The sequence below is a fragment of the Flavimobilis marinus genome (assembly GCF_900113055.1).
Lineage (GTDB): Bacteria > Actinomycetota > Actinomycetes > Actinomycetales > Cellulomonadaceae > Flavimobilis > Flavimobilis marinus.
The window spans coordinates 85,954-109,780 of record NZ_FONZ01000001.1 but is presented as its reverse complement, the minus strand read 5'-3'; the positions used below and the strand labels follow the sequence as shown (position 1 = coordinate 109,780).

The 23,827-nt window shown below is 72.5% G+C and carries 22 protein-coding genes and 1 riboswitch; of the genes, 3 read left to right on the top strand and 19 right to left on the bottom strand.

The window, feature by feature from the left end:
- Nucleotides 1-75 precede the first annotated feature (75 nt).
- The 8 genes from BMZ30_RS00470 to BMZ30_RS00435 are packed head-to-tail and all read right to left on the bottom strand — an operon-like array spanning nt 76 to nt 9,326.
- Entirely contained in the window at nt 76-678 is a 603-nt protein-coding gene (locus BMZ30_RS00470) for a hypothetical protein (RefSeq protein ID WP_093374160.1), read from the bottom strand.
- A gap of 7 nt (nt 679-685) precedes the next feature.
- Nucleotides 686-1,045 carry a hypothetical protein gene (locus BMZ30_RS00465; RefSeq protein ID WP_093374159.1) on the bottom strand — a complete coding sequence of 120 codons (360 nt, stop codon included), beginning with the start codon at nt 1,043-1,045 and terminating at the stop codon, nt 686-688.
- Nucleotides 1,035-5,030: a type VII secretion protein EccCa gene (gene eccCa, locus BMZ30_RS00460; RefSeq protein WP_093374158.1), complete on the bottom strand. Its 3,996-nt coding sequence runs from the start codon at nt 5,028-5,030 to the stop codon at nt 1,035-1,037. The genes BMZ30_RS00465 and eccCa overlap by 11 nt, the downstream gene beginning before the upstream one ends.
- Nucleotides 5,027-5,854, bottom strand: a complete 828-nt coding sequence (locus tag BMZ30_RS00455; RefSeq protein WP_093374157.1) for a hypothetical protein — start codon at nt 5,852-5,854, stop codon at nt 5,027-5,029. Before BMZ30_RS00455 ends, eccCa begins: the two co-directional genes overlap by 4 nt.
- Nucleotides 5,851-7,182: an EsaB/YukD family protein gene (locus tag BMZ30_RS00450; protein WP_093374156.1), complete on the bottom strand. Its 1,332-nt coding sequence runs from the start codon at nt 7,180-7,182 to the stop codon at nt 5,851-5,853. The genes BMZ30_RS00455 and BMZ30_RS00450 overlap by 4 nt, the downstream gene beginning before the upstream one ends.
- The gene (locus tag BMZ30_RS13635; protein ID WP_093374155.1) at nt 7,179-7,478 is read right to left on the bottom strand and encodes a hypothetical protein; all 300 of its coding nucleotides are present in this window, start codon (nt 7,476-7,478) and stop codon (nt 7,179-7,181) included. The genes BMZ30_RS00450 and BMZ30_RS13635 overlap by 4 nt, the downstream gene beginning before the upstream one ends.
- Nucleotides 7,462-8,532, bottom strand: coding sequence for a DUF6177 family protein (locus BMZ30_RS00440; protein ID WP_093374154.1), 1,071 nt, complete (start codon nt 8,530-8,532; stop codon nt 7,462-7,464). The genes BMZ30_RS13635 and BMZ30_RS00440 overlap by 17 nt, the downstream gene beginning before the upstream one ends.
- Nucleotides 8,529-9,326: an FHA domain-containing protein gene (locus BMZ30_RS00435; protein ID WP_177191230.1), complete on the bottom strand. Its 798-nt coding sequence runs from the start codon at nt 9,324-9,326 to the stop codon at nt 8,529-8,531. The genes BMZ30_RS00440 and BMZ30_RS00435 overlap by 4 nt, the downstream gene beginning before the upstream one ends.
- Nucleotides 9,327-9,588: 262 nt before the next feature.
- Between BMZ30_RS00435 and BMZ30_RS00430 the strand changes: the two genes are divergently transcribed.
- Nucleotides 9,589-10,731, top strand: a complete 1,143-nt coding sequence (locus BMZ30_RS00430) for a hypothetical protein (RefSeq protein ID WP_093374152.1) — start codon at nt 9,589-9,591, stop codon at nt 10,729-10,731.
- A 3-nt stretch (nt 10,732-10,734) separates the two neighbouring features.
- Here BMZ30_RS00430 and BMZ30_RS13630 read toward each other — a convergent pair whose 3' ends face one another.
- The 5 genes from BMZ30_RS13630 to BMZ30_RS00405 all read right to left on the bottom strand — a co-directional run bounded on the left by BMZ30_RS13630 (nt 10,735) and on the right by BMZ30_RS00405 (nt 17,655).
- Nucleotides 10,735-12,264 (bottom strand): right-handed parallel beta-helix repeat-containing protein, encoded by a 1,530-nt coding sequence (locus tag BMZ30_RS13630; protein ID WP_177191229.1) that lies wholly within the window; start codon nt 12,262-12,264, stop codon nt 10,735-10,737.
- 143 nt (nt 12,265-12,407) lie between these two features.
- Entirely contained in the window at nt 12,408-13,709 is a 1,302-nt protein-coding gene (locus BMZ30_RS00420; RefSeq protein ID WP_093374151.1) for a right-handed parallel beta-helix repeat-containing protein, read from the bottom strand.
- A 152-nt stretch (nt 13,710-13,861) separates the two neighbouring features.
- Entirely contained in the window at nt 13,862-14,905 is a 1,044-nt protein-coding gene (locus BMZ30_RS00415; protein ID WP_093374150.1) for an ABC transporter ATP-binding protein, read from the bottom strand.
- Complete coding sequence (locus tag BMZ30_RS00410) at nt 14,892-16,586, bottom strand: ABC transporter permease (protein ID WP_229828364.1); 1,695 nt, start codon at nt 16,584-16,586, stop codon at nt 14,892-14,894. Before BMZ30_RS00410 ends, BMZ30_RS00415 begins: the two co-directional genes overlap by 14 nt.
- Before the next feature lie 4 nt (nt 16,587-16,590).
- Nucleotides 16,591-17,655: a thiamine ABC transporter substrate-binding protein gene (locus tag BMZ30_RS00405; protein WP_093374148.1), complete on the bottom strand. Its 1,065-nt coding sequence runs from the start codon at nt 17,653-17,655 to the stop codon at nt 16,591-16,593.
- 49 nt (nt 17,656-17,704) lie between these two features.
- Nucleotides 17,705-17,815: riboswitch (TPP riboswitch) on the bottom strand.
- An 80-nt stretch (nt 17,816-17,895) separates the two neighbouring features.
- Between BMZ30_RS00405 and BMZ30_RS00400 the strand changes: the two genes are divergently transcribed.
- The gene (locus BMZ30_RS00400; protein WP_093374147.1) at nt 17,896-18,177 is read left to right on the top strand and encodes a DUF4235 domain-containing protein; all 282 of its coding nucleotides are present in this window, start codon (nt 17,896-17,898) and stop codon (nt 18,175-18,177) included.
- A gap of 50 nt (nt 18,178-18,227) precedes the next feature.
- Here BMZ30_RS00400 and BMZ30_RS00395 read toward each other — a convergent pair whose 3' ends face one another.
- Nucleotides 18,228-19,148, bottom strand: a complete 921-nt coding sequence (locus BMZ30_RS00395) for a VOC family protein (protein WP_229828365.1) — start codon at nt 19,146-19,148, stop codon at nt 18,228-18,230.
- Between the two features lie 180 nt (nt 19,149-19,328).
- Here BMZ30_RS00395 and BMZ30_RS00390 point away from each other — a divergent pair, with 180 nt between their 5' ends.
- The gene (locus BMZ30_RS00390) at nt 19,329-20,318 is read left to right on the top strand and encodes a hypothetical protein (protein ID WP_093374146.1); all 990 of its coding nucleotides are present in this window, start codon (nt 19,329-19,331) and stop codon (nt 20,316-20,318) included.
- Nucleotides 20,319-20,389: 71 nt separating this feature from the next.
- On the opposite strand, the gene BMZ30_RS00385 is transcribed toward BMZ30_RS00390, so the two are convergent.
- From BMZ30_RS00385 to BMZ30_RS00370, 5 genes are all read right to left on the bottom strand, one after another.
- Nucleotides 20,390-20,830 (bottom strand): Hsp20/alpha crystallin family protein, encoded by a 441-nt coding sequence (locus BMZ30_RS00385; RefSeq protein ID WP_093374145.1) that lies wholly within the window; start codon nt 20,828-20,830, stop codon nt 20,390-20,392.
- A 147-nt stretch (nt 20,831-20,977) separates the two neighbouring features.
- Nucleotides 20,978-22,018 (bottom strand): NAD-dependent epimerase/dehydratase family protein, encoded by a 1,041-nt coding sequence (locus BMZ30_RS00380; protein ID WP_093374144.1) that lies wholly within the window; start codon nt 22,016-22,018, stop codon nt 20,978-20,980.
- Nucleotides 22,015-23,247: a zinc-dependent alcohol dehydrogenase gene (locus BMZ30_RS00375; protein ID WP_093374143.1), complete on the bottom strand. Its 1,233-nt coding sequence runs from the start codon at nt 23,245-23,247 to the stop codon at nt 22,015-22,017. The genes BMZ30_RS00380 and BMZ30_RS00375 overlap by 4 nt, the downstream gene beginning before the upstream one ends.
- Before the next feature lie 3 nt (nt 23,248-23,250).
- A complete protein-coding gene (locus tag BMZ30_RS13625) occupies nt 23,251-23,403 on the bottom strand; it encodes a hypothetical protein (RefSeq protein ID WP_177191228.1) in 153 nt (50 codons plus the stop codon).
- 116 nt (nt 23,404-23,519) lie between these two features.
- Nucleotides 23,520-23,723, bottom strand: a complete 204-nt coding sequence (locus BMZ30_RS00370; RefSeq protein ID WP_093374142.1) for a cold-shock protein — start codon at nt 23,721-23,723, stop codon at nt 23,520-23,522.
- Nucleotides 23,724-23,827: the final 104 nt, after the last annotated feature.

Below are 23,827 nucleotides of genomic sequence, written 5' to 3'. Positions count from 1 at the left end.
GCAGGACAGAGCGGTGGCTTTCACGCGTATGTTGCCCCGGATCCGCGAAGGCGACAACCGGAACGCTGCCTCGGCTCAGCGGCCGATGCCGCTCACCCCCGCGGCACCGACCGCATGCAGCCGCGACGCGCGCAGGACCTCGACCGCGAGCGCGACGCCGACATCCCAGAGTGCGGACACCCGGCGACGCTCGAGCTCGGCGAGCGTGCCCCCGGCTGCCAGGGCGCGCGAGCGCGGCACCGGCAGCACCCCGGTCGGCACGCCGAGGTCCGCGGCGGCCGCCAGCAGGGCAGAGGGAGCGGCGGTCGTTCCTGCGGTCGCGACCGGGACGAGCAGCACCGTTCGCGCGGCCGCATCCGGCCGGGCTCGCAGGTCGCGGACCACCGCGCACCCCGCCGCGACCGCCTCCGGGTGCGCGCCGCACACCACCAGCACGACGCCCGCAGGGACGGGTTCGTCACCGACCGCCCAGGCACGCGCGACCGTCCCGGCGTCGACCACCTGCGGGGACACGAGCGCGCCACGCAGACCCACGAGCACGTCCCCCAGCAGGCGCGCCACCGTGGAGGTGCCGACTCCTCCGGCGACTCCCCCGACCACCACCGTCGCGCTCGCCGGGACCTCGACGCCGAGCCACCGCGCGGCTTCCGGCGCCACCACGACCAGCTGGCCGCTCATCGCGCCCTCACTGCCCGTCCTGGACGAGGCACGTGCCCCCCAGGCGCGCTGCGAGCTCGTAGGCGATCGCCACGCCGGTCTCCCCGAGCGCGCCCCACGGCGCGCTCGCCTCGAGCCACCACCGCGCGGTCGCCGCGCCAGCGACCTCGGGCAGCAGGCGGACCACCTCGCTCGCGGCGTCGACCTGGAGGGGCTGGTTGACGCTGAGCACCGCGAGGTCGGCCTCGGGAGTCGTGCGGCAGATCTCGTGCACCGCCCCGCCGCGCAGCGTGCGCAGGCCGAGGTCCGGGTCGACCGCGGCACCCGCCTCGATCAGCGCCGCGCCCGTGGGGGGCTCGGAGCAGAGGATCACGATCTCACGGGGCATCGGGCACTCCTTCCACGAAGTTGGCGATCTGGACGAGGCGGGGACGCTCGCCGCGGCGGACCCACCGGCCGCGGCCGGGCGGCAGCTGCTCGGCGTACAGGCCCGGGAACACCTGACCCTCAGAGCGCTCGCCGGCCATCAGGAAGCCCGACCCCCCGGTGTCCCGCAGAGCCTGCAGCACCGGGTCGTACAGCGCGCGGGAGGCGCCCGCGACGGGCCGGGTCAGCACGACGTGCAGGCGCATGTCGCGGGCCGCCGGCAGGTACGGCAGGAGGGGACGCAGCGGGTCCGTCCCCCCGGAGGCCAGGATGTCGTAGTCGTCGACGACGACTAGCACGCGCGGCCCCACGGCGGACGCCCCCTGCCCCGTGGCGTCGGACCTCTTCTCGAGCTCCGTGGCGATCGCCGTCGAGAGGCCGACGGCGAGGGTCGCGTTGGTGGCCCGCCCGCCCAGGTAGTCCTCGGGGCAGGCCTCGGCCAGGCCCCCGCGCACGTCGTAGAGCGCCACGACGAGCTCCTCGGGCCCAGAACGCTGGACGAGACCGTCGATGATCCCGCGCAGCAGGGTCGTCTTCCCGGTCCGCGTGTCCCCGAGCACGAGCAGGTGCTGGTCCCGCGCGAGGTCGAGCATCGCCGGCGCCATGGTGTCCTGGCGCAGGCCCAGCGGCACCAGCTCGGGCTCGTCGAGCGCGTCGGGCAGCTCCACCGGGTCGAGCACCTCCGGCAGCAGCCGGATCGGGGGCGCCTGCGGGCCCGCCCACGCCTCGCGCGAGCGCGCCGCCAGCTCCTCGAGCCCGGCCCCCACGGCAACCTCCGCGCCGTCCGCGGGGAGCGGGAGCGCGACCTGCGCGAACAGGCTCGCGTCCGTCAGGACACGCCCGGGCTGGTCGGCCCGCAGGGTGGCCGACAGCTTGCGAGCGATCGACGAGTCCGAGGGGTCGTTCAGGCGCAGCTCGACCCGCGTACCGATGAGCGGCTGGGTGTTCATCCGCAGCTCGTTCCACCGCGTCATCGCCACGACGACGTGGATGCCGAACCCGCCCCCGCGCTGGAGCAGCTCCACGAACGGGTCGTCGAGCTCCTCGAAGTCCGAGCGCACCGCGCCCACCCCGTCGACCAGGAGCACGACGTCGGCCGCCGCGAGCTCCGGCACGAGGCCCTCCCGGTGGCGTTCGCGGAGCATCGCCAGCGAGTCGATGCCGTGCGTCGTGAAGACGCGCTCGCGGTGGGCGAGCATGCCGTGCAGCTCCTCGAGCAGACGACGCAGCCGGTCCCGGCTGGCGCGCGTCGCCACGCCGCCGACGTGCGGGAAGCCCTCGATCCGGGCCAGCCCGCCGCCGCTCAGGTCCATGCCGTAGACCGCGACCTCGCGCGGGGTGTGCGTGAGCGCGAGGCCCGCGGCGATCGTCCACAGGAGGGTCGTGCGCCCGGACTGCGGGGCGCCGATCACCGCGACGTGACCGCCCGCGCGCGTGAGGTCGAGCCGCCACGGCCCCTGGTGCTGCCTGCCGGGGTCGTCCTGCCGCCCGAGCGGGACGCGCAGGTCCCCGTGCGCCCCGGTGTGCGCCTGGAGCCCCCGACCCGGCACCTCCTCCCAGCCGCCGACGACGTCACCGAGCGGGAGCCGTGCGGGCAGCGGGAGGAGCCACACCGGTCGCGTCAGCTCCCCTGCCACGCCCAGCTGCTCGACGATCACGTCCACCATCGAGCGGCCGGTCGACGGGCGGACGAGCTCGGGCTCGCCCGTCGCGCCGGTGCCCAGGTCGATGCCGTTCGCCGCCGCGACGCCGTGGTGCACCGGGAGGACGAGCGGGCGACGGAGGGCGTCGTCGGGCTCCGGCTCGGGCATGGCCGCCGCCTGGACCGGGCCGGACACGTAGCCGGCGCGGAACCGCTGGTACACGGTCGTGTCGACCTTGAGGTAGCCGTACCCGGGCACGGCCGGGAGGTGGAAGGCGTCCGGGGTGTCGAGGACGACCGAGCTCTCCGCCTCGGAGAACGTGCGCAGGCCCAGGCGGTAGGACAGGTACGTCTCGAGACCGCGCAGCTTGCCGGACTCGATCCGCTGGCTGGACAGCAGCAGGTGCATGCCGATCGACCGGCCGATCCGCCCGATGGTCAGCAGCAGGTCGACGAAGTCCGGGTCCGCCGTCAGCAGCTCGCCGAACTCGTCGATCACGAGCAGCAGGTGCGGCAGCGGCGGCAGCTCGGGGCGCTCGGCGCGCAGCTCGCGGTAGTGCGTGATCGACGGCGAGCTGCCGGCGTCGCGGAGCACCTGCTGACGTCGCACCACCTCACCGGCGATGCTCGCGCGCGCACGCTCGGTCAGGCCGGCGTCCTCCGCGAGGTTGTCGATGATCCCCGCGACGTGCGGCAGGTCGGCGAACGGCGCGAAGGCCGCGCCGCCCTTGTAGTCCACGAGGATCATGGACAGGTCCTCGGGCGGGTGCGAGATGGCGAGCGCCGCCACGAGCGTCCGCAGCATCTCGCTCTTGCCGGAGCCGGTGGCCCCCACGCACAGGCCGTGCGGACCCATGCCGAGCTGCGCCGACTCCTTGAGGTCGAGCAGCACGGGATTGCCGGCGTCGTCCACCCCGATCGGCACCCGGAGGAAGTCGCGGGTGGAGCGCGGCGACCAGGTGCGCCCGACGTCGATGGTCGTCACGTCGTGCACGCCGAGCAGCTCGTTGATGCCGACGGCCGCCGTCTGCGCCGACTCTGCCACGGAGGCCGCCGTCAGCCGCACCGGCGCGAGCGCCCGCGCGAGCCCGACGACGAGCGGCGCGGGGACGTCGTCGAGCTCGCCCCGCACGGCGGCGTCGGCCGCTGCGTGCTCACGGCGCAGGTCCTCGACGAGCAGCCCGGCGTCGTCGTCGAACGTCACGCGCAGGGCGACCTCCGAGGGCTCGTGGAGCCGGTCCGCCAGGAGGTGCACGACGGTCACGCCGAGCTCCGGCAGGCCCAGCGCCGCGTCCGGGCCGGGCAGGGCACGGGCGACGTCGCCGTGCTCGTCGGCGAGCACGAGCATCCGCGCACCGAGGCCCGCGACCCCGGCGCTCATCCCGCGCTGCGACCGCGCGGCAGCCTGGGCGCGCGACGCCAGCTCGGGGCCCACCACCCGCATCAGGCTCGGCAGGTCCGGGCCGATCCGGCGCGCGGGGGCCGGACCGTCGAACTGCTCGTCGTCGACCAGGTGCGGGAGCGCGCCCAGCCAGCCCCACTCCCCGACGCGCTCGGCGGGGAACGCCACCGCGAGCGCCAGGTCCTCCGGGGCGTGGAACGCCGCGGCCTGCGCCACGAGCGCGCGGGCCAGCGCGAGGCACTGCTCCCGGCTGCCGATGACCGAGACGTCACCCGCGCGGTCCAGGGGCAGCGTGAGGGGCATCTGCCGGACGTGCTCGTGCCGGCGCACGACGGCGCTCGCCTCACCGAGCATCGCCGGGTCGAAGGGCTGCGTCGGGTTGGGGTCCGCGGGCACGACGAGGCGCAGCCACGGCCGGTCCCCCGTCCCGACGCGCAGGTCGAGGAAGTCTGCGTCCGTGCGGCGGCGCTCCCACCGGCGCGCCGGGCTGCGCACGACGTCGACGAGCGCCGTCGGCTCCGGGTGGACCACGCGCGCGGCCGTGCGGGCCTCACCCTCGGCGTGCGCCAGGTCGGCGCGCAGGCTCTCGAGGTAGTCGAGGTAGCGCTCACGCTGCGTGCGCCGCCCGCGCGCCGCCGTGCCGCGCTGACTGAGGGCCATGCCGACGCCCCCGACGATCGCGATCACGAGGATCAGGGCCCCGATCATCACGAACAGCGGGTTGCCGCGCAGCACCATCATCATGGTCATCGAGCCGACGGCGCCGACGATCGGGAACATCGTCTGCAGGCCGGGGCCGCCGGTGGCGTCGGCGAGCTGCGGCGGAGGCGCGACGTCGACCGGCGGCGGCTGCACGAGCGGCCGGACCACGCGCGCGGGTCGGTGCACGAGGCGGACGGTCATGCGCCCACCCGCACGGGCGTCTGGCTCGAGGCGAGCAGCAGCCCGGCGGTCCGGGCGTAGGCGGTCCGCGCGCGGCGGGGCAGCCGCGCAGCCGGGTCCCGGAGCGCGCCCTCATGCCCGTGCGCGAGCACCCGCACCGGGACCTCGAGCGTGCGCGCTGCCTCGCGCAGGAGCGAAGACGTCGGGCCCGCGGTGGCACCCACGTCCGCGAGGACGAGCGTCGTCGGAACCTCGGTGGCCAGCCGCGCGGCGAGCACGAGCCCGCGCTCGGCGTCGGCCCGGTCCGCGCGCGCCACGACGGCCACCGCGTGGCTGCGGCGGGCGATGCGCGTCGCCTCGTCGGCCGTCCGGTGGCCCCAGTCGGTGACGACGACGTCGAAGAACCGGCCGACAAGGTTCCCGAGAGCCTGGACGACCTCGTCGTCCGGGACCCGGGTGCCACCCCGGCCTGCGAGCACGAGGCCGGCCCCGGCGTCGGGCAGCAGCGCGCGCGCCTGACGCGACCGCGTGACGCCGGTCGCCGCCGCGACGAGCTCCTCGAGCCCGCGCGCGTCGACCGCACCACCGAGCGCGCGCGCGAGCGCTGCGTCCCCCGCGGCGGCGTCGACCGCGAGCACGCCGCCACCGCGTCGTCGCGCGAGCGCACGGGCGGTGCGCGCGACGAGGGTCGTGGCCCCGGCCCCACCACCCGACTGCACGACGGCGATCCGTCGGCTGGTCGCGACCGGGTGCCGCAGCGCAGCGTCGATCTCACGCAGCTCCCGCGCCCGCGCGGTCGTTCCCGCCGCGAGCGCGAGCGTCTCGAGCACGCGTCTCACGGTCACGAGAACGTCTCCAGCAGGTCGCCGAAGATGCCGAACACCGCCAGCACGAGCGGCAGCAGCGCGAGCACGCACAGCAGCTCGAGCACGTCCCCGCTGCGGCGCAGCCGGGCGCGGATCTGCGGGGAGGGACGTGCACCCGCGCCGAGCACGAGGCCCAGCAGCAGGAGCCCGCCGAGCGTCAGCACCGACGTCCACGAGTCCCCCGCGGCCAGGCGCGCGACGAGGAGCGCCGCGACGACCACGACCACGACCGTCCAGAGCGCGAGAACCTGACCGCGCAGCGGCAGGCTCCGGGTGCGCAGCGCGGTGATCGTGACGGCGACGAGCCCGAGGGCCAGAGCCCCGGCGTCGTCGTGGCTCACCAGCACGGCGAGCGCGACACCGAGCGCGCCGCTGACAGCGACCGCGGAGGCCGTCAGCGCCCGGTACGCGTCGAGCAGCGTGGCGCGCACCCGGGTGCGCTGCGGCGTCGCGCCCTCGAGGACCTGGTCGTCCAGACCGGTCAGGCCCGAGGACGCCATCGCGTACCAGGGCAGAAGGCCCAGCGCGAGCACGGCGACGGTCGCGACCACCCCGGCTGCGCGCACCGAGTCACCGCCCAGGCGCTCGAGCACGAGGGCAGCCCCCGCGAGGGTTGCCCCGAGACCGGCGCCCGCGAGCACCCCGCGGTCCGGTCGGCCGAGCCCCAGCCCAAGACCGAGCGTGGTCGCGAGCAGCAGGCCGCCCGCCCAGAACGCGTCCGACGTCGGCCATGCGCCTGCCGCGGCAAGGCTCGCTGCCGCTGCCGGCACAAGCCCGACCGCGACCGCGGTCAGAACGCGCGCGACGTAGCCCAGACCACCGCGGCCCAGCGCTGCGGCCAGCCCCGCAGCCCCGAGCGCGCCCGCCGCGAGGCTCAGCGGCGCCGTCCACTCGCCCGCCACGACGTCGAGCGGGCGGAGCACGCTCAGTGCGGCGACCCCCAACCCGACGACGACGACCGCCATCGCCTGACGGGTGTCGGTCGTCCAACGGGACGGGTGATCGGTGATCTCGGCCGCGGCGGCGTCGGTCACGTCGGCGACGTCGGGCGGCGGCGGCGCCTCGGAGGCGCGCACCACCCGGACGACCTCGCCGTCGTCGACCCCCTGCCCGGCGGCGTCCAGCGCGAGGTCCACCTGGTCGCCCGTCACGCGCACCAGGGCGACAGCGGCCGGGTGCAGCCCGGCGGGTTCGTCGAGCAGCTCGAGGATCTGCGGGAGCATCGCCGCGAAGGCCTCGTCCGAGGGCACGACGACCTCGGCGCGGCGCGCCGAGCCGACGAGGGTCAGTCGAGTGAAGCGGCTCAAGGCGTCCCCTCCTGGGGTTCGGGCGCGGGCGTGACCGCAGCTGGTGCGCTGACAGGGGTCGACGGCACTGCGCGCGCCCCACCGCCGCGCAGGGAGTCCGCGTTCGCCTGGAAGAACGAGAAGCCGGCGCAGCCCGCGCACATGACCGCCGCGATCACCGTGCTGCCCAGGAACCTGCGCACGTTGTCCTTGGTCGTGCGGCGCGTCGCCATCTCCCCGTGCAGGAACGCCGCCGTCAGACGCTCGCGGTGGACACGGGTCGACTCGAGCAGGATCGCGTCATGATCGCGGGGCACGCAGCGCCTCCTCGATCGGCATACCGGCGGATCCCAGCACCTGGCGCACCCGGTCCGGACCGAGGGCGTCGAGCACCGCGTCGAACTTCGCCCATCCGGGCTCGTGGAAACTGCCGAGGGGAAGGTAGAGGCCCGGGATCCGAGCCCGACCGACGACACGGGCGTCGAGCTCGGCAGCCATGCGGCTGACATCGAGCCCGAGCTCCCGCACGCCCGGGGGGCCGAGCAGCATGCCGATCGGGTTGGGCGGGGCCTCGAGCACCGAGGGGAAGGAGAGGTCGGCCTGCCCGGTGCGCGCCAGCACGAGCCCGAACAGCGGCATCTGGTGCGTGGTGAGGTCCGCCATGACGACCGGGATCCGGCCGATCGCGTCGCGCGCGGCGTCGCTCCCGGGCGCGCCGACGCCGAGCATGAGCTGCGTCGTCTCTTCGAGGCCGCTGTCCACGCGGCTCGCGCGGATCGTGCCGATCATCGGCCGGTCGGGAGACCCCGCCACCATCACGGTCGTCTCCCGGGGCATCCGGGTGCGCGACAGCTCGGTCAGCCGGGCCCGGTCCCAGGCGACGACCGCGGGCTCATGGGCGCCCCACCCGGTAGGCGCGGCACCCGTGAGCTCACGGGCGAACAGCTCGGCCGCGCCGCCGAGGATCGTCGTGGCCGCCGCCTTGTGCCGGACCGACTGCGTGATCACGAGCTGCACGGACTGCGCGGGCACGGGCCGCAGGAACCGCACCGAGACGTCCTCAGGGTGGGACGGCGGACCGGTACGGACGGCGTCCGCGATCGACGTGAGCCGCGCGCCGGAGAGGCCGTCGCGCAGGGTGCCGCCGACCTCCCGCACGACCCACCGGCCGTGCACGTCGCGCAGCGCCTCACGCATGGGGTACGTCAGGCGGGTGACCTCGTCGCTGACGAGCACCAGGGGTCGCTCGGCCTCGGCGGCTGCGATCAGGAGGTCGGCGCGCGCTTCGCTGAGGTACGCGATCCGCGCGCGCGTCTCGGTCATGAGGATGACGCCGTCGCTCTGGTCGAGCATCGGGTGCTTGGCGTTCATGCCGCTCCTCCAGGCTCGGGATTCTCGATCGCGACCCAGCGGTCGCCCAGCTCGAGCCGGCTGCCCGGCTCGACCGCGACGCCGTCGGCGCTCGCCGCGGACCGTTCCCCCTGGGCCGTGAGGACGATCGTCCCGTTGGTCGAGCCGCGGTCGGCGACCCACAGGTGACGGCCGTCCCACCGCAGCGAGGCGTGCGTCTTCGACACCGACCGGGACAGGTCGTTCACCGGCACCAGGACGTCGACGTGCTCGTCTCGTGCCGGTGTCGGACTGCGGCCGATCAGCGCATGGCCGCTGATCTCGAACCGCTGCCCGTCGTCGAGCGCGACCACGACCGTCGACGCCGCCTGCACCGCGGGCGGGGCCGCGGACGGAGCAGCCGGCGGCGCGGCGAGTGGTGCGGCGGGCGGTGCGGCGGGCGCGGCGTCCACCGGCGCGGCCTCCACCGGTGCCCCCAGGAGGGCCGCCATCGTGACGGGGGCCAGGCCGCGCACGGGGTCGCGGCCTGCGCGAACGTCCAGCACGACGCGGTCACGAGCCCTGGTGGGGAGCCCGGTGAAGAGGCCGACGCTGCGGAGCCCGCTCGCGCGGAGCCCTGGCGTCTGACCGATACGGACGACGAGGACGACCCCGAGCGCCGCACCGACCACGACGACGCCGGCACCCACCGCCAGCGCGGGCCCGGTCGACACGTCCGCGAGCAGGACGACCGCGCAGGTGGCGGCGCCCAGCAGGAGCAGCACCACGGCATCCGTGACGACGGCGGCGGCGCGGGCGGAACGCCCCGCAGGCACGCAGCCCGCGAGCACGGCGGGCAGACCGCCCCGGTCGTGCGGTTCGACCCGCGAGCCACATCGCGCGCAGACGTCGGCGCCAGCCGGAAGAGCGGCAGCGCAGGCAGCACAGCTCGTGCCTGGTTGCACCATCGTTGCGCGTACCTCCGTGGCCTGTTTCCGCGAGCGTCCGGCGACGGCCAATCTTGGCATGCGCCCCGCGCGCGCGCACGCCCCGCACAAATCCGTTGACCCGCGCTCCTCAGGTCACGACGCTGGAGGCATGACCACGACCTCGACGACGTCCGTCGCCCCCACGATCGTCCCGCTCGTCGTGCCGCCCGCGGGCACGGATACCGCGGCGACCGACCAGATGTGGGGCGTCCTCGGCATGCTCCGCGTCCAGCGCGCCTACGAGGAGGCCACGTGGGGGTACGACGACTTCGTCGAGCCACCCGCGGTCGCCCTCGCCCTCATGCACCGGCGCGAGTACTCCGACCGGCTGACGTTCCTCGCGGTCGCCGACGGCGTCACGGGCGAGCCCGAAGCCGTCGTCGCGTTCGCCGACGTCGTCCTGCCCCTCAAGGACAACACGCACCTCGCCTACCTCGAGGTGATCGTCGACCCGGCGCGCGACGTCGCCGCTCTGACCACGGCGCTCATCGCTGCGGGCGAGCAGGTCGCCCGGGAGCGCGGCCGCACCACGGTGATGCTGTGGAGCGAGACCCCGGGCGAGCTGCCGGCAGGCGACCCCGCAGCCCTTGAGGCCCCCACCGGCTCAGGGCGGATCGACGGCCGCAACCCGATGGTCGCCGCGCTGCGGACCAGCGCCTATGTCCTGGAGCAGGCCGAGCGGTACAGCGTGCTGCGGCTGCCGGTCGCCACGGAGCTCCTCGACGAGCACCAGTCCGCGGCGCAGGACCGCGCGGGCGCGGACTACCGCCTGGTGACGTGGCGCGACCGCACGCCCGAGGAGCGCCTCGAGCAGTTCGCCGCACTCGAGCAGCGCATGAGCACGGACGTCCCGCACGGCGACCTCGAGATGGAGGAGGCGGCGTGGGACGCCGACCGCGTGCGCTACGTCGACGAGTCGATCGCCGCAGCGAACCGCGGCTACGTGCTCACGGCGGCCGAGCACGTCCCCACCGGGACGCTCGTCGCCTTCACGCAGCTGCAGTACCCGCGCGACCGCGACGGTTTCGCCTTCCAGGAGGACACCCTCGTCATGCGCGAGCACCGCGGCCACCGCCTCGGGATGCTCGTCAAGACCGAGAACCTGCGCCAGCTGCTCGAGGCGCGGCCCGCGACCGCGCGCATCCACACCTGGAACGCGGAGGAGAACTCCTACATGCTCGACATCAACGTCGCGCTCGGCTTCCGGCCCGCCGGGGTCGTCGGGGCGTGGCAGAAGAAGCTGCGCGACTGACCGTCAGCCCCGCGACAGCCGGAACGGGTGACCGTCCGTGAACACGTTCCCGGACGACACCACGGTTGTCGTGAGCGGCCGCAGGATGGCGCAGTGGTCGAGGCGGGTGTTGGTGCCGAAGATGTTGTCGGTGAACTTCAGCCCCGACAGGGGTCCGTACTTCTTCTCGGCGATGTTCACCGAGCACGCACCACCGTCAACCCAGTTCTTGGAGAACGTCAGGTCCGACACGCTCCCACGGTCCTGGGTGATCATGACCGCAGCGTTGTGCGTGGAGTCCATGACGTTGTTCACGAACCGCAGGTTCTTGCCGATCGAGATCTGGATGTTGTCGTCGTGGGTCGGCGTCCCGTTGTAGTTCGGGTCCTGGAGGTAGTACAGGTTCGAGTGCAGCCAGGAGTCCTCGATCGTGACGTTGTCACCGATGATCGAGACCTGGTCCACCACGTCATGGATGTTCACACGCTTGAGCGTGAAGTCCGCACCCACGATCCCCTTGATGTACGGCGAGGGATTCGCCGAGTACATCTCCGTGTCCTGGATCACGATGCGCTTGCCACCGGTCGAAGCCTGCACCAGGTGCATGTCCTGGTTGAACACCCGCCCCCGGATCACCGAGTTCTTGATCGTCACGTCCGAGGCCTTGATCCGCACGAACCCGCGAATCTCCAGACCGTCGATCACCGTGCCCGGCGTCGTGATCGTCAGGTCACCCTCGTGCACCCGCAGCTTCGTGCCCGCAGGCACACCCGTCGTCGTCGCACCCGGCTTCACCGGCCCCGGAGCAGGAACAGGCGCCGGGGTGGGCGTCGGCGTCGGCGTCGGGGTCGGAGTCGGCGTCGGGGTCGGGGTCGGCGCCGGGGTCGGAGCCGGGGTCGAGGTCGGCGTGGGGCTCGGCGCCGGGCTCGGCGTGGGGATCGGCACCGGGAGCGGAGCAGGCGTCGGGACCGGAGCCGGGCTCGGGACCTGGGGCGGCTGGGGTGCAGGGGCCGGCGCAGGGGTCGGTGGCGCCGGGGTGGCTCGGACCGCACGGCGATGGCCGACGGTGGAGACGCGCACGCGGACCTTGGAGGACGACCGCATCTTGACGCGCCGGCTGCTGCTGGCGGTGATGCGCACCGTCGCCGTCGTCGTGCCCTTGCCGTAGCGCACGACCACCTTGCCGGCGCTCTTCGTGCCGTTCTTCCAGATGATGAGCCGGCCCGCCTTCTTGGCCTTCGTGATCCGCACGGAGACGAGCAGCTTGCGCGTGGCGGACGGCACCTTGCTGTGGCGCGCGATCTTCTTGCTCAGGTTCCGGCCGGCCGGAACGACCGTCCCGGCGCGACCCCCGAACGACCGCTCGGCCGCGACCCGGGCCCACGCGAACGTAGCGCGCCCCGAGCCGGCAGGAAGCGCCGCGCCTGCGGTCGCCGCGCGCACCAGCGCGGGGCTCCCCGCACTCGGTGACGCAGAGGCGGCCGACGTGGCGGTCGCACTGAAGGCCAGCACCGCACCGAGGAGGGCAGCGACGAGTCGTACGGGGGCGGGCACGGACGTTCTCCGTTCGGTGGGGCGGGACATACCAGTCCTATCGGCGTCACCAGCCGGTCCTGGAGGCTGGAAGCACCACGAGATGGCACAGACAGGTCGAGCCGGTCACCACAGGGTGACCGGCTCGACGTGCGGGGAAAGATTCAGCCGCGAGAGACCTTGAACGGGTGCCCGTCAGTGAACGTGTTGCCCGACTGCGTCATCGGGGTGGACGTCGGCTTGAGGATCGCGCAGCGCGCAAGGCGGGTGCTGGTGCCGAACGTGTTGTCGGTGAACTTCAGCCCGGACAGGGGTCCGTACTTCTTCTCGGCGATGTTCACCGAGCACGCACCACCGTTGACCCAGTTCCGCGCGAAGGTGACGTCACGCACGTGGCCACGGTCCTGCGTGATCATCACGGCCGCGTTGTGCGTCGACTCCATCCGGTTGTTGACGAACCGGAGGTTCTTGCCGATCGAGATCTGGATGTTGTCGTCGTGCGTGGGCGTCCCGTTGTAGTTCGGGTCCTTGAGGTAGTAGAGGTTCCGGTGCAGCCAGGAGTCCTCGATCGTGACGTTGTCACCGATGATCGAGACCTGGTCCACCACGTCATGGATGTTCACACGCTTGAGCGTGAAGTCCGCACCCACGATCCCCTTGATGTACGGCGAGGGATTCGCCGAGTACATCTCCGTGTCGGTGATCGTGATGCGCTTGCCACCGGTGGAGGCCTGCACCAGGTGCATGTCCTTGTTGTAGGCGCGGCCGCGGATCACCGAGTTCTTGATCGTCACGTCAGACGCCTTGATGCGCACGAACCCACGGATGTCCAGACCGTCGATCACCGTGCCGTTCTTCGTGATCGTCAGGTCGCCCTTGTGCACCTTGAGCCGGGTACCCGCGGGCACGCCGGTCGTCTTGCCGTTGATCGAGGCGGCCCCGACGCGAGACGGCGTCGCCGACCTCGTCGCGGTGCGCTCGTACCCGATCGTGTAGACCTTCACACGAACGCCACGGGTCGACTTGAACTTGACCCGGCCCGTCCCACTCGTCTTGATCTTGACGGTCTTGACCGTGGTGCCCTTGCCGTAGCGGACCTTCTTCAGCCCGCCCTTCGTCGTGCCGTTGGCCCAGACCTTGACGTAGCCCGACCCCTTGGACCGGGTGACCTTGATCTTCACCAGGAGGTGGGAGGCGCGTGCCGGCACGCTCGCGTGCCGCTTGATCTTGACGGTGCGCGTCTTCTTGGCCTTCAGCACGAACCCTGCGCCGTTGCCGGCGGTCTTCTTCTGCTTGACGCGGGGCCAGCTCGAGGAGGCGGCCGCGAGCGGGCCAGCAGCGGCGAGGGGGGCCTGTGCGACTGGGGAGGCGGAGGCGGCGGCGGGTGAGGCCGAGGCGGGCAACGCGGGAATGGCGACGAGGCCGAGGACGGTCAGGGCAGCCACGAGGACGCGGCGCGGGGACATCACAGTGAAGCTCCAGAACAGTCGGAAGTGGGGCTGACTGTCCTATCGGCGTCACTGCGGAAGCGATCAAGGGATTCGGCGCCCGTTTTCCTCCGCAATGACCGAAAACGTCTGTACGCTGCACCGATACACCAAGAGAGTGGCTCAGATCACTATCTGGGCCCGTGGATCTGAGCGGTCTGGCGCGGGTCGAGTGCCACGCGCACCGCGGTCCCCGGGTCCGGGACGCGGTCCCAGGGGACGAACGCGGTGACGACACCGACACCCTCGACCTCGAGGCTGACCTCCGTGTGCCCCTTGCGGAACGAGGCGCCCCGGACCACGGCGGCACGATGGTCGTCCGAGTCGGCCGCGCCCTGCTGGAGGTCAGCAAGCCGGAACGCGCCCGGCGCCAGCGCCACGACCGTGCTGCCGTGCCCGCCGAGGAAAGCCTCATAGCCGAGGAACCGGGCCACCTCCGGCGTTGCCGGGTGGTGCCACAGGTCGTCAGGCGTACCGACCTGCAGCAGCCGACCCGAACCCATGACGCCGACCCGGTCCGCCACGGTGAAGGCCTCGTCGTGATCATGGGTGACGAAGAGCGCCGTCGTCCCGGTCGTGGCGAGGACCTCGCGCAGGTCGACCGCCAGCCGTTCCCGCAGGCCGCGGTCGAGCGCGGAGAGCGGCTCGTCGAGGAGCAGCAGCGCGGGGCGGGGTGCCAGGGCGCGGGCGAGCGCGACACGCTGCTGCTCCCCGCCGCTGAGAGTCGCCACCGGACGCGTCGCGTACCCGTGGAGCCCGACGACGTCGAGCAGCTCGGTGACGCGCGCGGCTCGCTCGGCCCGGGGCATGCGCCCCTCGAGGCCGTAGGCCACGTTGCGGGCGACGTCACGGTGGGGGAACAGCTGTCCGTCCTGGAACATGAGCCCGAACCCGCGCCGGTGCACGGGGAGGCGGACGATCGACCGGCCCGCCCAGCGCACGTCCCCGGCAGCGACGGGCTCGAGCCCTGCGACCGCTCGCAAGAGGCTCGACTTCCCGCAGCCGGACGGGCCGAGCAGCGCCACCACCTCGCCGGGGCGGACCTCGAGGCTCACGCCGTCGACGGCGACGACGGCATCGTCGCCGCGCCGGGCCGGCTCGTAGCGCACGACAAGGTCGCGCACCTCGAGCCCACCCGTCCGAGCGTCGTCGGGCGTCTCCTCAGACGTCGCCATGTCGATCCCCTCGTAGTCGTTCCGCCATCAGCATGACCGACGCGGTCAGCACGGCGAGCACGACGGCGGCCGCGAGCGCGGTGCCGTAGTTCTCCGCGCCGGGCCGGCCGATCAGCCGGAACACCACGACGGGAAGCGTCGCGGTGTCGGGCCGAGCCAGGAACGACGTCGCGCCGAACTCCCCGAGCGACACGGCGAACGCGAACCCGACGGCCAGACCCAGCGCGCGGGCCATCAACGGCCCGTCGACCGTGCGGAGCACCCGCCACGGGGAGCCGCCCAGCGCGGCTGCGGCCTCACGCATGCGCGGGTCGACGGCGCGCAGCACCGGCAGCACCGTGCGGACGACGATCGGTATCGCGACCACCGCCTGGGCCACGGGGACGAGCAGCCCCGAGGTGCGGAGGTCGAGGTCGAGCCCCAGCGGGCGGTCCATGGTGATGAGGAAGCCGAAGCCCACGGTGACGGCCGAGACGCCGAGGGGGAGCATGAACACGGCGTCGAGCACGCGCAGCGCGTGTCGGCCAGAGCCCGAGCGCGGCCGACGGGAGACGACGAACGCGATCATCCCGCCGACGAGGACCGCGAGCGCGGCGGCGACGAGGGCGGTGCGCAGCGACGTCGCGGCAGCTTCCCACACGGTCACGGTGAGGCCGGACCGTGGCCCCGGCGCCCCGAGGTTGACGTAGTTCTGCCAGGTCCAGGCGCCGCCGGCGGTCTGCAGGGACCGCACCAGGAGATGGGCCATCGGCCATCCCAGGAGCCCGACGACCACGAGCCCTGTCACCACCGTGGCGGCGAGGTCCGCCGGCCGGGTGAGCCGCACGGTCCGCTCGCCGCGTCGCGGTGCAGCCAGCGCCAGCGCGCGTTCCCGCGAGGTGCGGGCGCGGCTGGACACCCACAGGACCACGGCCACGAGGACCAGCTGCAGCACGGACAGCACGGCGGCGGAGCGCAGGTCGAGGAACTGCGTGGTGCGCAGGTAGATCTCCGTCTCGATGGTGCCGAACCGGTTGCCGCCGAGGATCAGCACGGTGCCGAAAGCCGTCGCGCAGAAGAGGAACACGAGCGATGCGGCCGAGGCGATCGCGGGGGCGAGTGCTGGCAGGGTCACGGTTCGCAGCACTCGCCACGGCGAGGCGCCGAGGGCAGCGGCGGCCTCCTCGGCTCGGGGGTCGAGCTGCGCCCAGAAGCCCCCGACCGTGCGCACGACGACGGCGTAGTTGAAGAACACGAGCGCCGCGACGATCGCGGCGAACGTGCCGTCGAGGCCGAGGCCGCCGAGCGGCCCACCCTCCGCGAGCAGCGACCGGAAGGCGACCCCGACGACGACCGTGGGCAGCACGAAGGGAACAGTCACCAGGCCGCGGACCAGTCCGCGCAGCGGGAAGCGACACCGGTAGAGCACGTACGCGCCCGGCAGTCCCAGCAGCACGGACAGCAGCGTTCCGACCGTCGCCTGCGCGATCGTCAGGCCGACGATCCGCCACGTGCGCGACCGGGCGAGAACCTCGCTGAACCCGCTGAAGTCCCAGGCGGCGGGATTCCACGCGTGGGCGCCGTCGGGCACGAACCCGCGCACGACCAGCGACGCCACCGGCCACACGAAGAAGAGCGCGAGGAAGCCCAGGGGCACGGCGGCTGCGGCCACCGTGCCCCACCGGGCTGCTCGCGAGGTCACAGTCTCAGCCGAGGACCGCGTCCGACCACGCCTGGATCCAGTCGTCACGGTTGGCTGTGATGGTCGCCGGGTCGAGCGTGATGGGGTCCGGTGCGAGCGCGGCGTGCTGCTCGAACGGCTCCGGCAGCGGCACGTCGGCCACCGGGTACATGTAGACGTTCTCCGGGAGCGCGCGCTGGAACTCGTCGCTCAGCAGGTGCTCGATGACGAGCTGCGCAGCCTCGCCGGCGTCCTGCCCCTGGAGGATGCCGGCGTACTCGACCTGGCGGAAGCACGTGCCGAGCATGGCGCTCGTGGTCGACGAGCCGTCGTCGGCCAGGGTGTAGGCCGGGGATGAGCCGTAGGACAGCACGAGCGGACGGGTGCCCTCGCCCTGCGTGAAGTCGGTGTAGTAGGCGTCCTCCCAGCTGTCGACCACCTTGAGACCGTTGTCCACGAGGCTCTGCCAGTACGCGAGGTAGCCGTCCTCGCCGTACGCGCCGATCGTCGCGAGCAGGAAGCCGAGGCCGGGGGTCGAGGTGGCCGGGTTCGTGACGACCAGGAGATCGCGGTAGTCCTCGTCGGCGAGCTGGTCGAGCGTCGTCGGCGCCTCGAGGCCCTGCTCCGCGAACCAAGCGTCGTCCACGTTGATGCACACGTCGCCCTGGTCGACAGGTGTCAGAGCGTCACCGATCAGGGCGCCCTGGGCGCCCTCGGGCAGGGACGGCGAGGTGTACGGCTCGAAGACGCCCGCGTCGACGGCCCTCGAGGCAAACGTGTTGTCGATGCCGTAGACGACATCCCCGAGCGGCGCGTCCTTGGTGAGCACGAGCTGGTTGACGAGCGTGCCGCCGTCGCCGATCTTGACGTGCTCGACCTCGATCCCCTGCTCGGCGAGCGCGGCCGTGTCGGCCTCAGAGAGCGAGAACGAGTCGTGCGAGACGAGCGTGACGACCACGGGGTCCGCCGGGGCGGAGCCCGTCGCGGTGGGCGACGACGCCGGACCGTCCGCGCCGCAGGCGGTGAGCGCGAGCGCTCCGGTCAGGCCGAGCGTGACGGCGAGCGTGCGCCGCCGGTTCCATGCATGCACTGCGTCCTCCTCAGGATCAGGAGGGGTTCCCAGGCGCGCGGGCGCACCGTGGGCGAGATGCCCGACTCCCTACACCGGTACGAGCCGGATCAGGTTCGAGGGTCTGCGGATGGTCCGCACTCTCAGCGCCCCGTTCAGCGGCGCTCCCCTGTCGTTCACGCGGAGCCTACACCGCGACGTGCGTCCGTCGGGACCGGCCGCTAGCGTGGGCGGCAGACCCCGACGAAGGAGCGCCTGACCATGGCTGACGACAACGACGACACCAAGGCGATGAAGATCGCCCTCCTCGTGACCTCTGCCGCGTCCGCGTGGCTGGCGCAGCGGATCCTGACCGCCCTGTGGAAGAAGGTCACGGGCCACGAGGCACCCAAGGACCCCGTGAACAACGACTCGTCGGTCGCCGCGGTCGTCGCTTTCGCAGCGGTCGGTGGCGCGACCGCCGCGCTCAGCCGGATCCTCGCCGCGCGCGGGGCCAAGAAGTTCGTGGGCAAGGCCCCGGACCTCTCACCGCCCGGCGCCTGACCCGCGCGGTGCCGTGCCCTCCGTCCGCGCGAGGGCACGGCACGCTGCCGTCACGCGACGGCGACCCGGATCTCGTTGCGCCACGGGTCCGCGAAGGTGAGGGTCGCGCCGTCGTCGGCCGTCGGGACACCTCGGTGGGCGAGGCGATCCGTGAGCGCGACGACGTCGTCGCGGGCAGGCACCACGATCGAGACCTCGCCGAGGCCGAGCTGCACCGGGCGCGGGCCGGCACCCATCGAACGCCACGTGTTCATGGCGAGGTGGTGGTGGTAGCCGCCAGCGGACACGAAGAGCGCTGAGCCGAGGTCGGCGGTGACGTCGAACCCGAGCGTGCCGGCATAGAAGGACCGGGCCTGCGCGATGTCGCCGACCTGCAGGTGGACGTGCCCGACCGTCGCCGGTGCGGCGCTCGCCTGCTCGGGATCGTCCAGATGGGCGGTCAGGAAGGCGTTGGGGTCGAGGGCGAGGCTGTCCATCTGCACCCGCCCGTCGCGCCACGTCCACTGGTCGCGCGGCCGGTCGACGTAGAGCTCGATGCCGTTGCCCTCGGGGTCGTCGAGGTAGAAGGCCTCGGACACGAGGTGGTCGGCGGAGCCCGTGTAGAGCTCAGGCGCGTAGGCCGCGACGCGGGCGACGACGCGCGCGAGTGCGGCGCGGTCCTCGAACAGCAGGGCCGTGTGGAAGAGCCCTGCGCTGCGCGGCTGCCGAGGCGGCAGGTCGCGGGCCTCGCGGAGTGCCACCAGCGGCGTCGCACCACGGCCGAGCACGACGAGCGCCGGGCGACCGTCCTGCGCGTCCCTGCTCAGCACGTCGAGTGCGATGACCTGCGTGTAGAAGCGCACCATGGCGTCGATGTCACGGACGTAGAGCGTCACGGCGTCCATCGTCGTCTGCGGCGCGATCGCCTCGGTTGCTGCCGAGGGCGCCTGCCCGGTACGGGCGTCTCCGGCAGCGATCATGTCCCGACTCATGGTGCTCCTTCTCTCGTGGCGCCTCGTGGCCCCACGACCAGCATGCCGCACCACTAGTTGAATCGTCAACTATCCGTTCTGGGCATCCTGTGCACAAATGGTGGGTGACGCCTAGGATCGCGCACAGGGGACGCGCGCCGGGCGCATCACAGGACCGCGCCAGTGGGCGCAAGGAGCATCATGATTACCACCCGACGTCGGCGCGCGACTCTCGTCGCGCTCGTCTGCGCAGCGCTCGCGCTGCCCCTGGCCGCACCGGCCAGCGCCGCCCCGACCGTCCCCTCGCGGGCTCTGGTCGCTCCCGCCAAGGCGGCCCCGGCGAGCCTCACGACCGCGGCGTCGGACGTCCAGGCCGCTCCGCTCGCGACGGCGCGAGCTCGTTCCTCGATGAAGCTCACCAGCTACGAGAAGCTGGCCTCCACGCACAAGAGGACCTACGTCAAGGTCCGCGTGACGAACGGCAAGGGACAGCGCCTCTCGTTGCAGCGCTACTCCAAGGGCAAGTGGCGCACGGTGACCAAGACGCGCGCCCCGCGTGCCGTGGGTGCGAAGACCGTCAAGATCCGCGTCCCCAAGAAGGCCGGCAGCTTCAAGTACCGCGTGGTGATGTCGAAGTCGAGCGCGAACAAGCGGATCGTGAGCAAGAAGGTTCGCGTCTTCCAGTCGGACTACGCCAAGCACAAGCGCTACATCGCCAAGGCTCGCGCGCACATGAAGCGCTGGTGCCCCGACACCCCGATCTTCGTCGACACCCCGAACGTCCGCGCTGGCGAGTGGGCGGCCGGCATGGCCTGGACGCGCTGGTCGTTCACGGGCTCGAAGGCCAGCTGGAAGCAGACCATCGAGCTGCGCAGCGGCCTGACGGGCGCCTCCCTGAAGCACATCGCGATCCACGAGTGCGCACACATCGTCCAGGCCCGGCCGATCGTCAAGGGGATCACGACCTACGAGAAGTCCGAGGCCCGCACCGACAAGATCTTCCGCAAGGGTGCCGCCGAGCCGCACGAGCAGCAGGCCGACTGCATGGCGTACGCGAAGACCCGGGACAAGAGCCAGATGGTCTACACCAAGAGCTGCTCCGGCAAGCGACTCAAGAACGCCAAGGGCATGTGGAAGTCCTACGGCACCAAGTACCAGAAGCCGAACCTCACGTGGGCCTGGCGCTACTGATCCGCATCTGGACGCACTAAGACCGAGGGCCCCGTCGCAGCAGCGACGGGGCCCTCGGCACGCGTGGCATCTCAGCTCGTCGCGGCCTGCTCGATCCGCGGCGACTCGGCCTCGTGCGCGACCTCGATCCGGCGCGGCTTCGCCTCCTCCGCCACCGGGATGGTGAGCGCGAGCACGCCGTCGCGGTAGGTCGCGGCGATCTTGTCCAGCGCGAGCCCGCGGCCCACCGTCAGCTGACGGGCGTAGGTGCCGCTCGGCCGCTCCCGGAGGAGCCACTGGGCGTCCGACTCCGTGCGTGCAGAACGCTCCGCGCGGATCGTCAGCGTGCGGTCCTCGACGGAGACGTCGATCGTGCCGGGGTCCACCCCGGGCAGGTCGACGTTGAGGACGTAGTGATCGCCCGTGCGGAACAGGTCCATCGGCATCCCTGCGCTCTCACGCTGGGCTCCGAGCATCGAGCCGACCAGCCGATCCATCTCGTGGAACGGGTCCCATGTTGCTGCGGTAGCCATGCTGCCTCACCTCCACCATGACGTGGCGCCCGGCCCTCCCGGGCGCCGAGCCCGTGCCGGGTGGCCCCAGCACGGCGGCTACAGCACTGTTTTAGCACTCTCGACTCTCGAGTGCCAGTCCCGCGCCGCCGGGCTGGGCGAAGCGCCTCAGGCGGGACGCATGGGCGCGCTCGCGGTGCCCTTGCCCCCCGCGATACCGGCCATCAGTGACGCCATCGACCCGGCCGCGGTGTGCGTGGGCCGCCACCCGAGGACTTCCTTGGCGCGCGAGGTGTCCATCAGCGGCGCCCCTGCCCCCATGTCGAGCCAACCGGGGTCGACGGGAACCAGGTGAGCGGAGTAGGCGAGCGCCAGCAGCGTCCGGACGAGACCGGGCGGCATCTGCACCAGCGGCCCTCCGCCAGCAGCGACCTTCGCGACGTCCTCGCCCCACAGCACGTCGTCGGCGGCGATGTTGAACGCCCCGGACGCTCGCTTGAGCACGGCAAGGAGGTAGGCCTGCGCCATGTCGTCGGCGTGCACCGCCTGCAGACGGAAGCCGCGCGGCCAGGGCATGACGGGGAGCAGACCCGGCTTGAGCAGCGCCCTCGGGACGAGCGGCCCGAGGAAGTAGCGGTGGATCTCCGCGCCGGCATCCGACTGGAAGATCAGCCCGGGCCGCATGCGAGCGACCCGGATCTCCGGGTGCTCTGCCTCGAACAGGTCGAGGACGCGCTCCTGCGCAGCCTTGTCGACGCTGTAGTGCGAGGTCGGCACGCCGCCGGTGGCGTGGTCCTCGCGGCGCGGGGCGTCGTCGTGCACCGGTGAGTACGCACCCACCGAGCTCGCGACCACGATCTGGCGCACACCCGCGAGCGCGCTCGCCCGCACGACGCGGTCCGTGCCGTCCACGTTCGTCCGTCGTAGGAGGTCGCGATCACGGTTGGGCTGGATGAGCCAGGCCAGGTGGACGACGGCGTCGACCCCCTCGAGGTGCTGCGCCAGCTCCTCGATCAGACCCTGCTCGTCAGCATCGCTGGCCGCCGGTCGACTGATGTCGAACGACGCCCAGTCGGCGCTCGCGTAGGGCTCGCCAGTCGGGACGCGCCGCGAGATGCCGAGCACGGACGTGACTTCCGGGGCGACGAGCAGCGCGCGCATCAGCGCCGTGCCGACGTTCCCCGAGCCGCCGACGACCGCGACCCTCACGCCTGCCCCCCGCTGCCCAGGAGGGGTGCGGAGCCTGCGGTCATCGCGGGGTCGAGCACCACCTTGATGGCGCCGTCCGTCTTCTTCTGGAACTTCTCGTAGTACGTGGGTGCGTCCTCGAGGGCGACGCGGTGGGTCCGGAGGTCGAGGACGCCGAGCGGGTCGGAGGAGTCCTGGACGAGCGGCATGATGTCGTCGACCCAGCGCCGGACGTTGGCCTGCCCCATCCGCATGGTGACCTGCTTGTCGAACAGCTCCATCATCGGCATGGGGTCGACCATGCCACCGTAGACGCCGGAGAGCGAGATCGTCCCACCGCGGCGGACGAGCGCGATGGCCGCGTGCAGCGCCGCGAGCCGGTCGATGCCCATCTTCTTGATCATGGGACGGGCGATGGCATCGGGGAGGAAGGTCGCGCCCATCTGGATGCCCTTGAGCGCAGGTGAGCCGTGCGCTTCCATGCCGACGGCGTCGATCACCGAGTCGGGGCCCCGCCCCTCGGTCATCTCGCGCACCGCAGCGACGAGGTCGTCGGTCGCGCTCATGTCGAGGGTCTCGATGCCGTGCCTGGCCGCCATGGCGAGGCGCTCGGGCACGAGGTCGACGGCGATCACGCGGGCGCCCTGGTGACGGGCGATCCGGGCGGACATCTGGCCGATCGGGCCGAGGCCGAGGACGACGACGGTGCCATCAGCGGGTATGTCGGCGTACTGGACGGCCTGCCACGCCGTGGGGACGACGTCGGAGAGGTACAGGTACTTCTCGTCGGGCGCTCCGTCGTCGGGCACGACGATCGGTCCGTAGTGCGCCTGCGGGACGCGGAGATACTCGGCCTGCCCGCCGGCGACCTGCCCGTAGAGCTTCGTGTAGCCGAGCAGCGAGGCACCCTTGTCGTGCTCGTGGACCTGGGTGACCTCGCACTGGGACTGGAGCCCGCGGGAGCACATCCAACAGCGGCCGCAGGACACGTTGAAGGGCACGACGACGCGGTCGCCCGGCTTGATGTGCGTGACCTCCGGGCCGACCTCCTCGACGATGCCCATGGGCTCGTGACCGAGGATGTCGCCCGGGTCGATGAACGCGCCCAGGACCGTGTACAGGTGCAGGTCAGAGCCGCAGATCGCGGTGGACGTGACCTTGATGATCGCGTCGGTGGCCTCGCGGAGCTGCGGGTCGGGGACCGTCTCGACGCGGACGTCCTCGCGACCCTGCCAGGTCAGCGCGCGCACGGCTCAGGCCCCGCCGGTCTCGGTCGGGTCGTCCTCGCCCTCAGCCTGGTCGGGCTGCTGCGGGTCGGGCGCCGAGGCGAGCTGCTCCGGGTCGGAGTCAGGGTCCTTGGACGGGTCGTAGGGCTGCTCGGACGGGTTCGTGGTGTTCTCAGTCATGGCTCTACCGTGCTCCCGACCTGCGAACCTCGCATCTCGAACGGAGACGACGAACGCCCCGGTCCGTGAGGACCGGGGCGTTCGAAGAGATCGTCAACCTCTCACGAGGTTGGAAATCAGACGGGGCGGATGTTCTCCGCCTGCGGGCCCTTCGGGCCCTGCGTGACGTCGAACTCGACCTTCTGGTTCTCGTCGAGCGAACGGTAGCCGTTCGTCTGGATCGCCGAGTAGTGGGCGAACACGTCAGCGCTGCCATCCTCGGGGGCGATGAAGCCGAAGCCCTTCTCGGCGTTGAACCACTTCACGGTACCAACAGTCATTCTGTACTCCTCAGAGTGCTCGGACACAGCTCCGACCATCGGAGCCGTCCCGTCGCGGTGTTCGGCGTCCACTCTTGAAGATCAAGAATCGCAAGGTTGTTGGA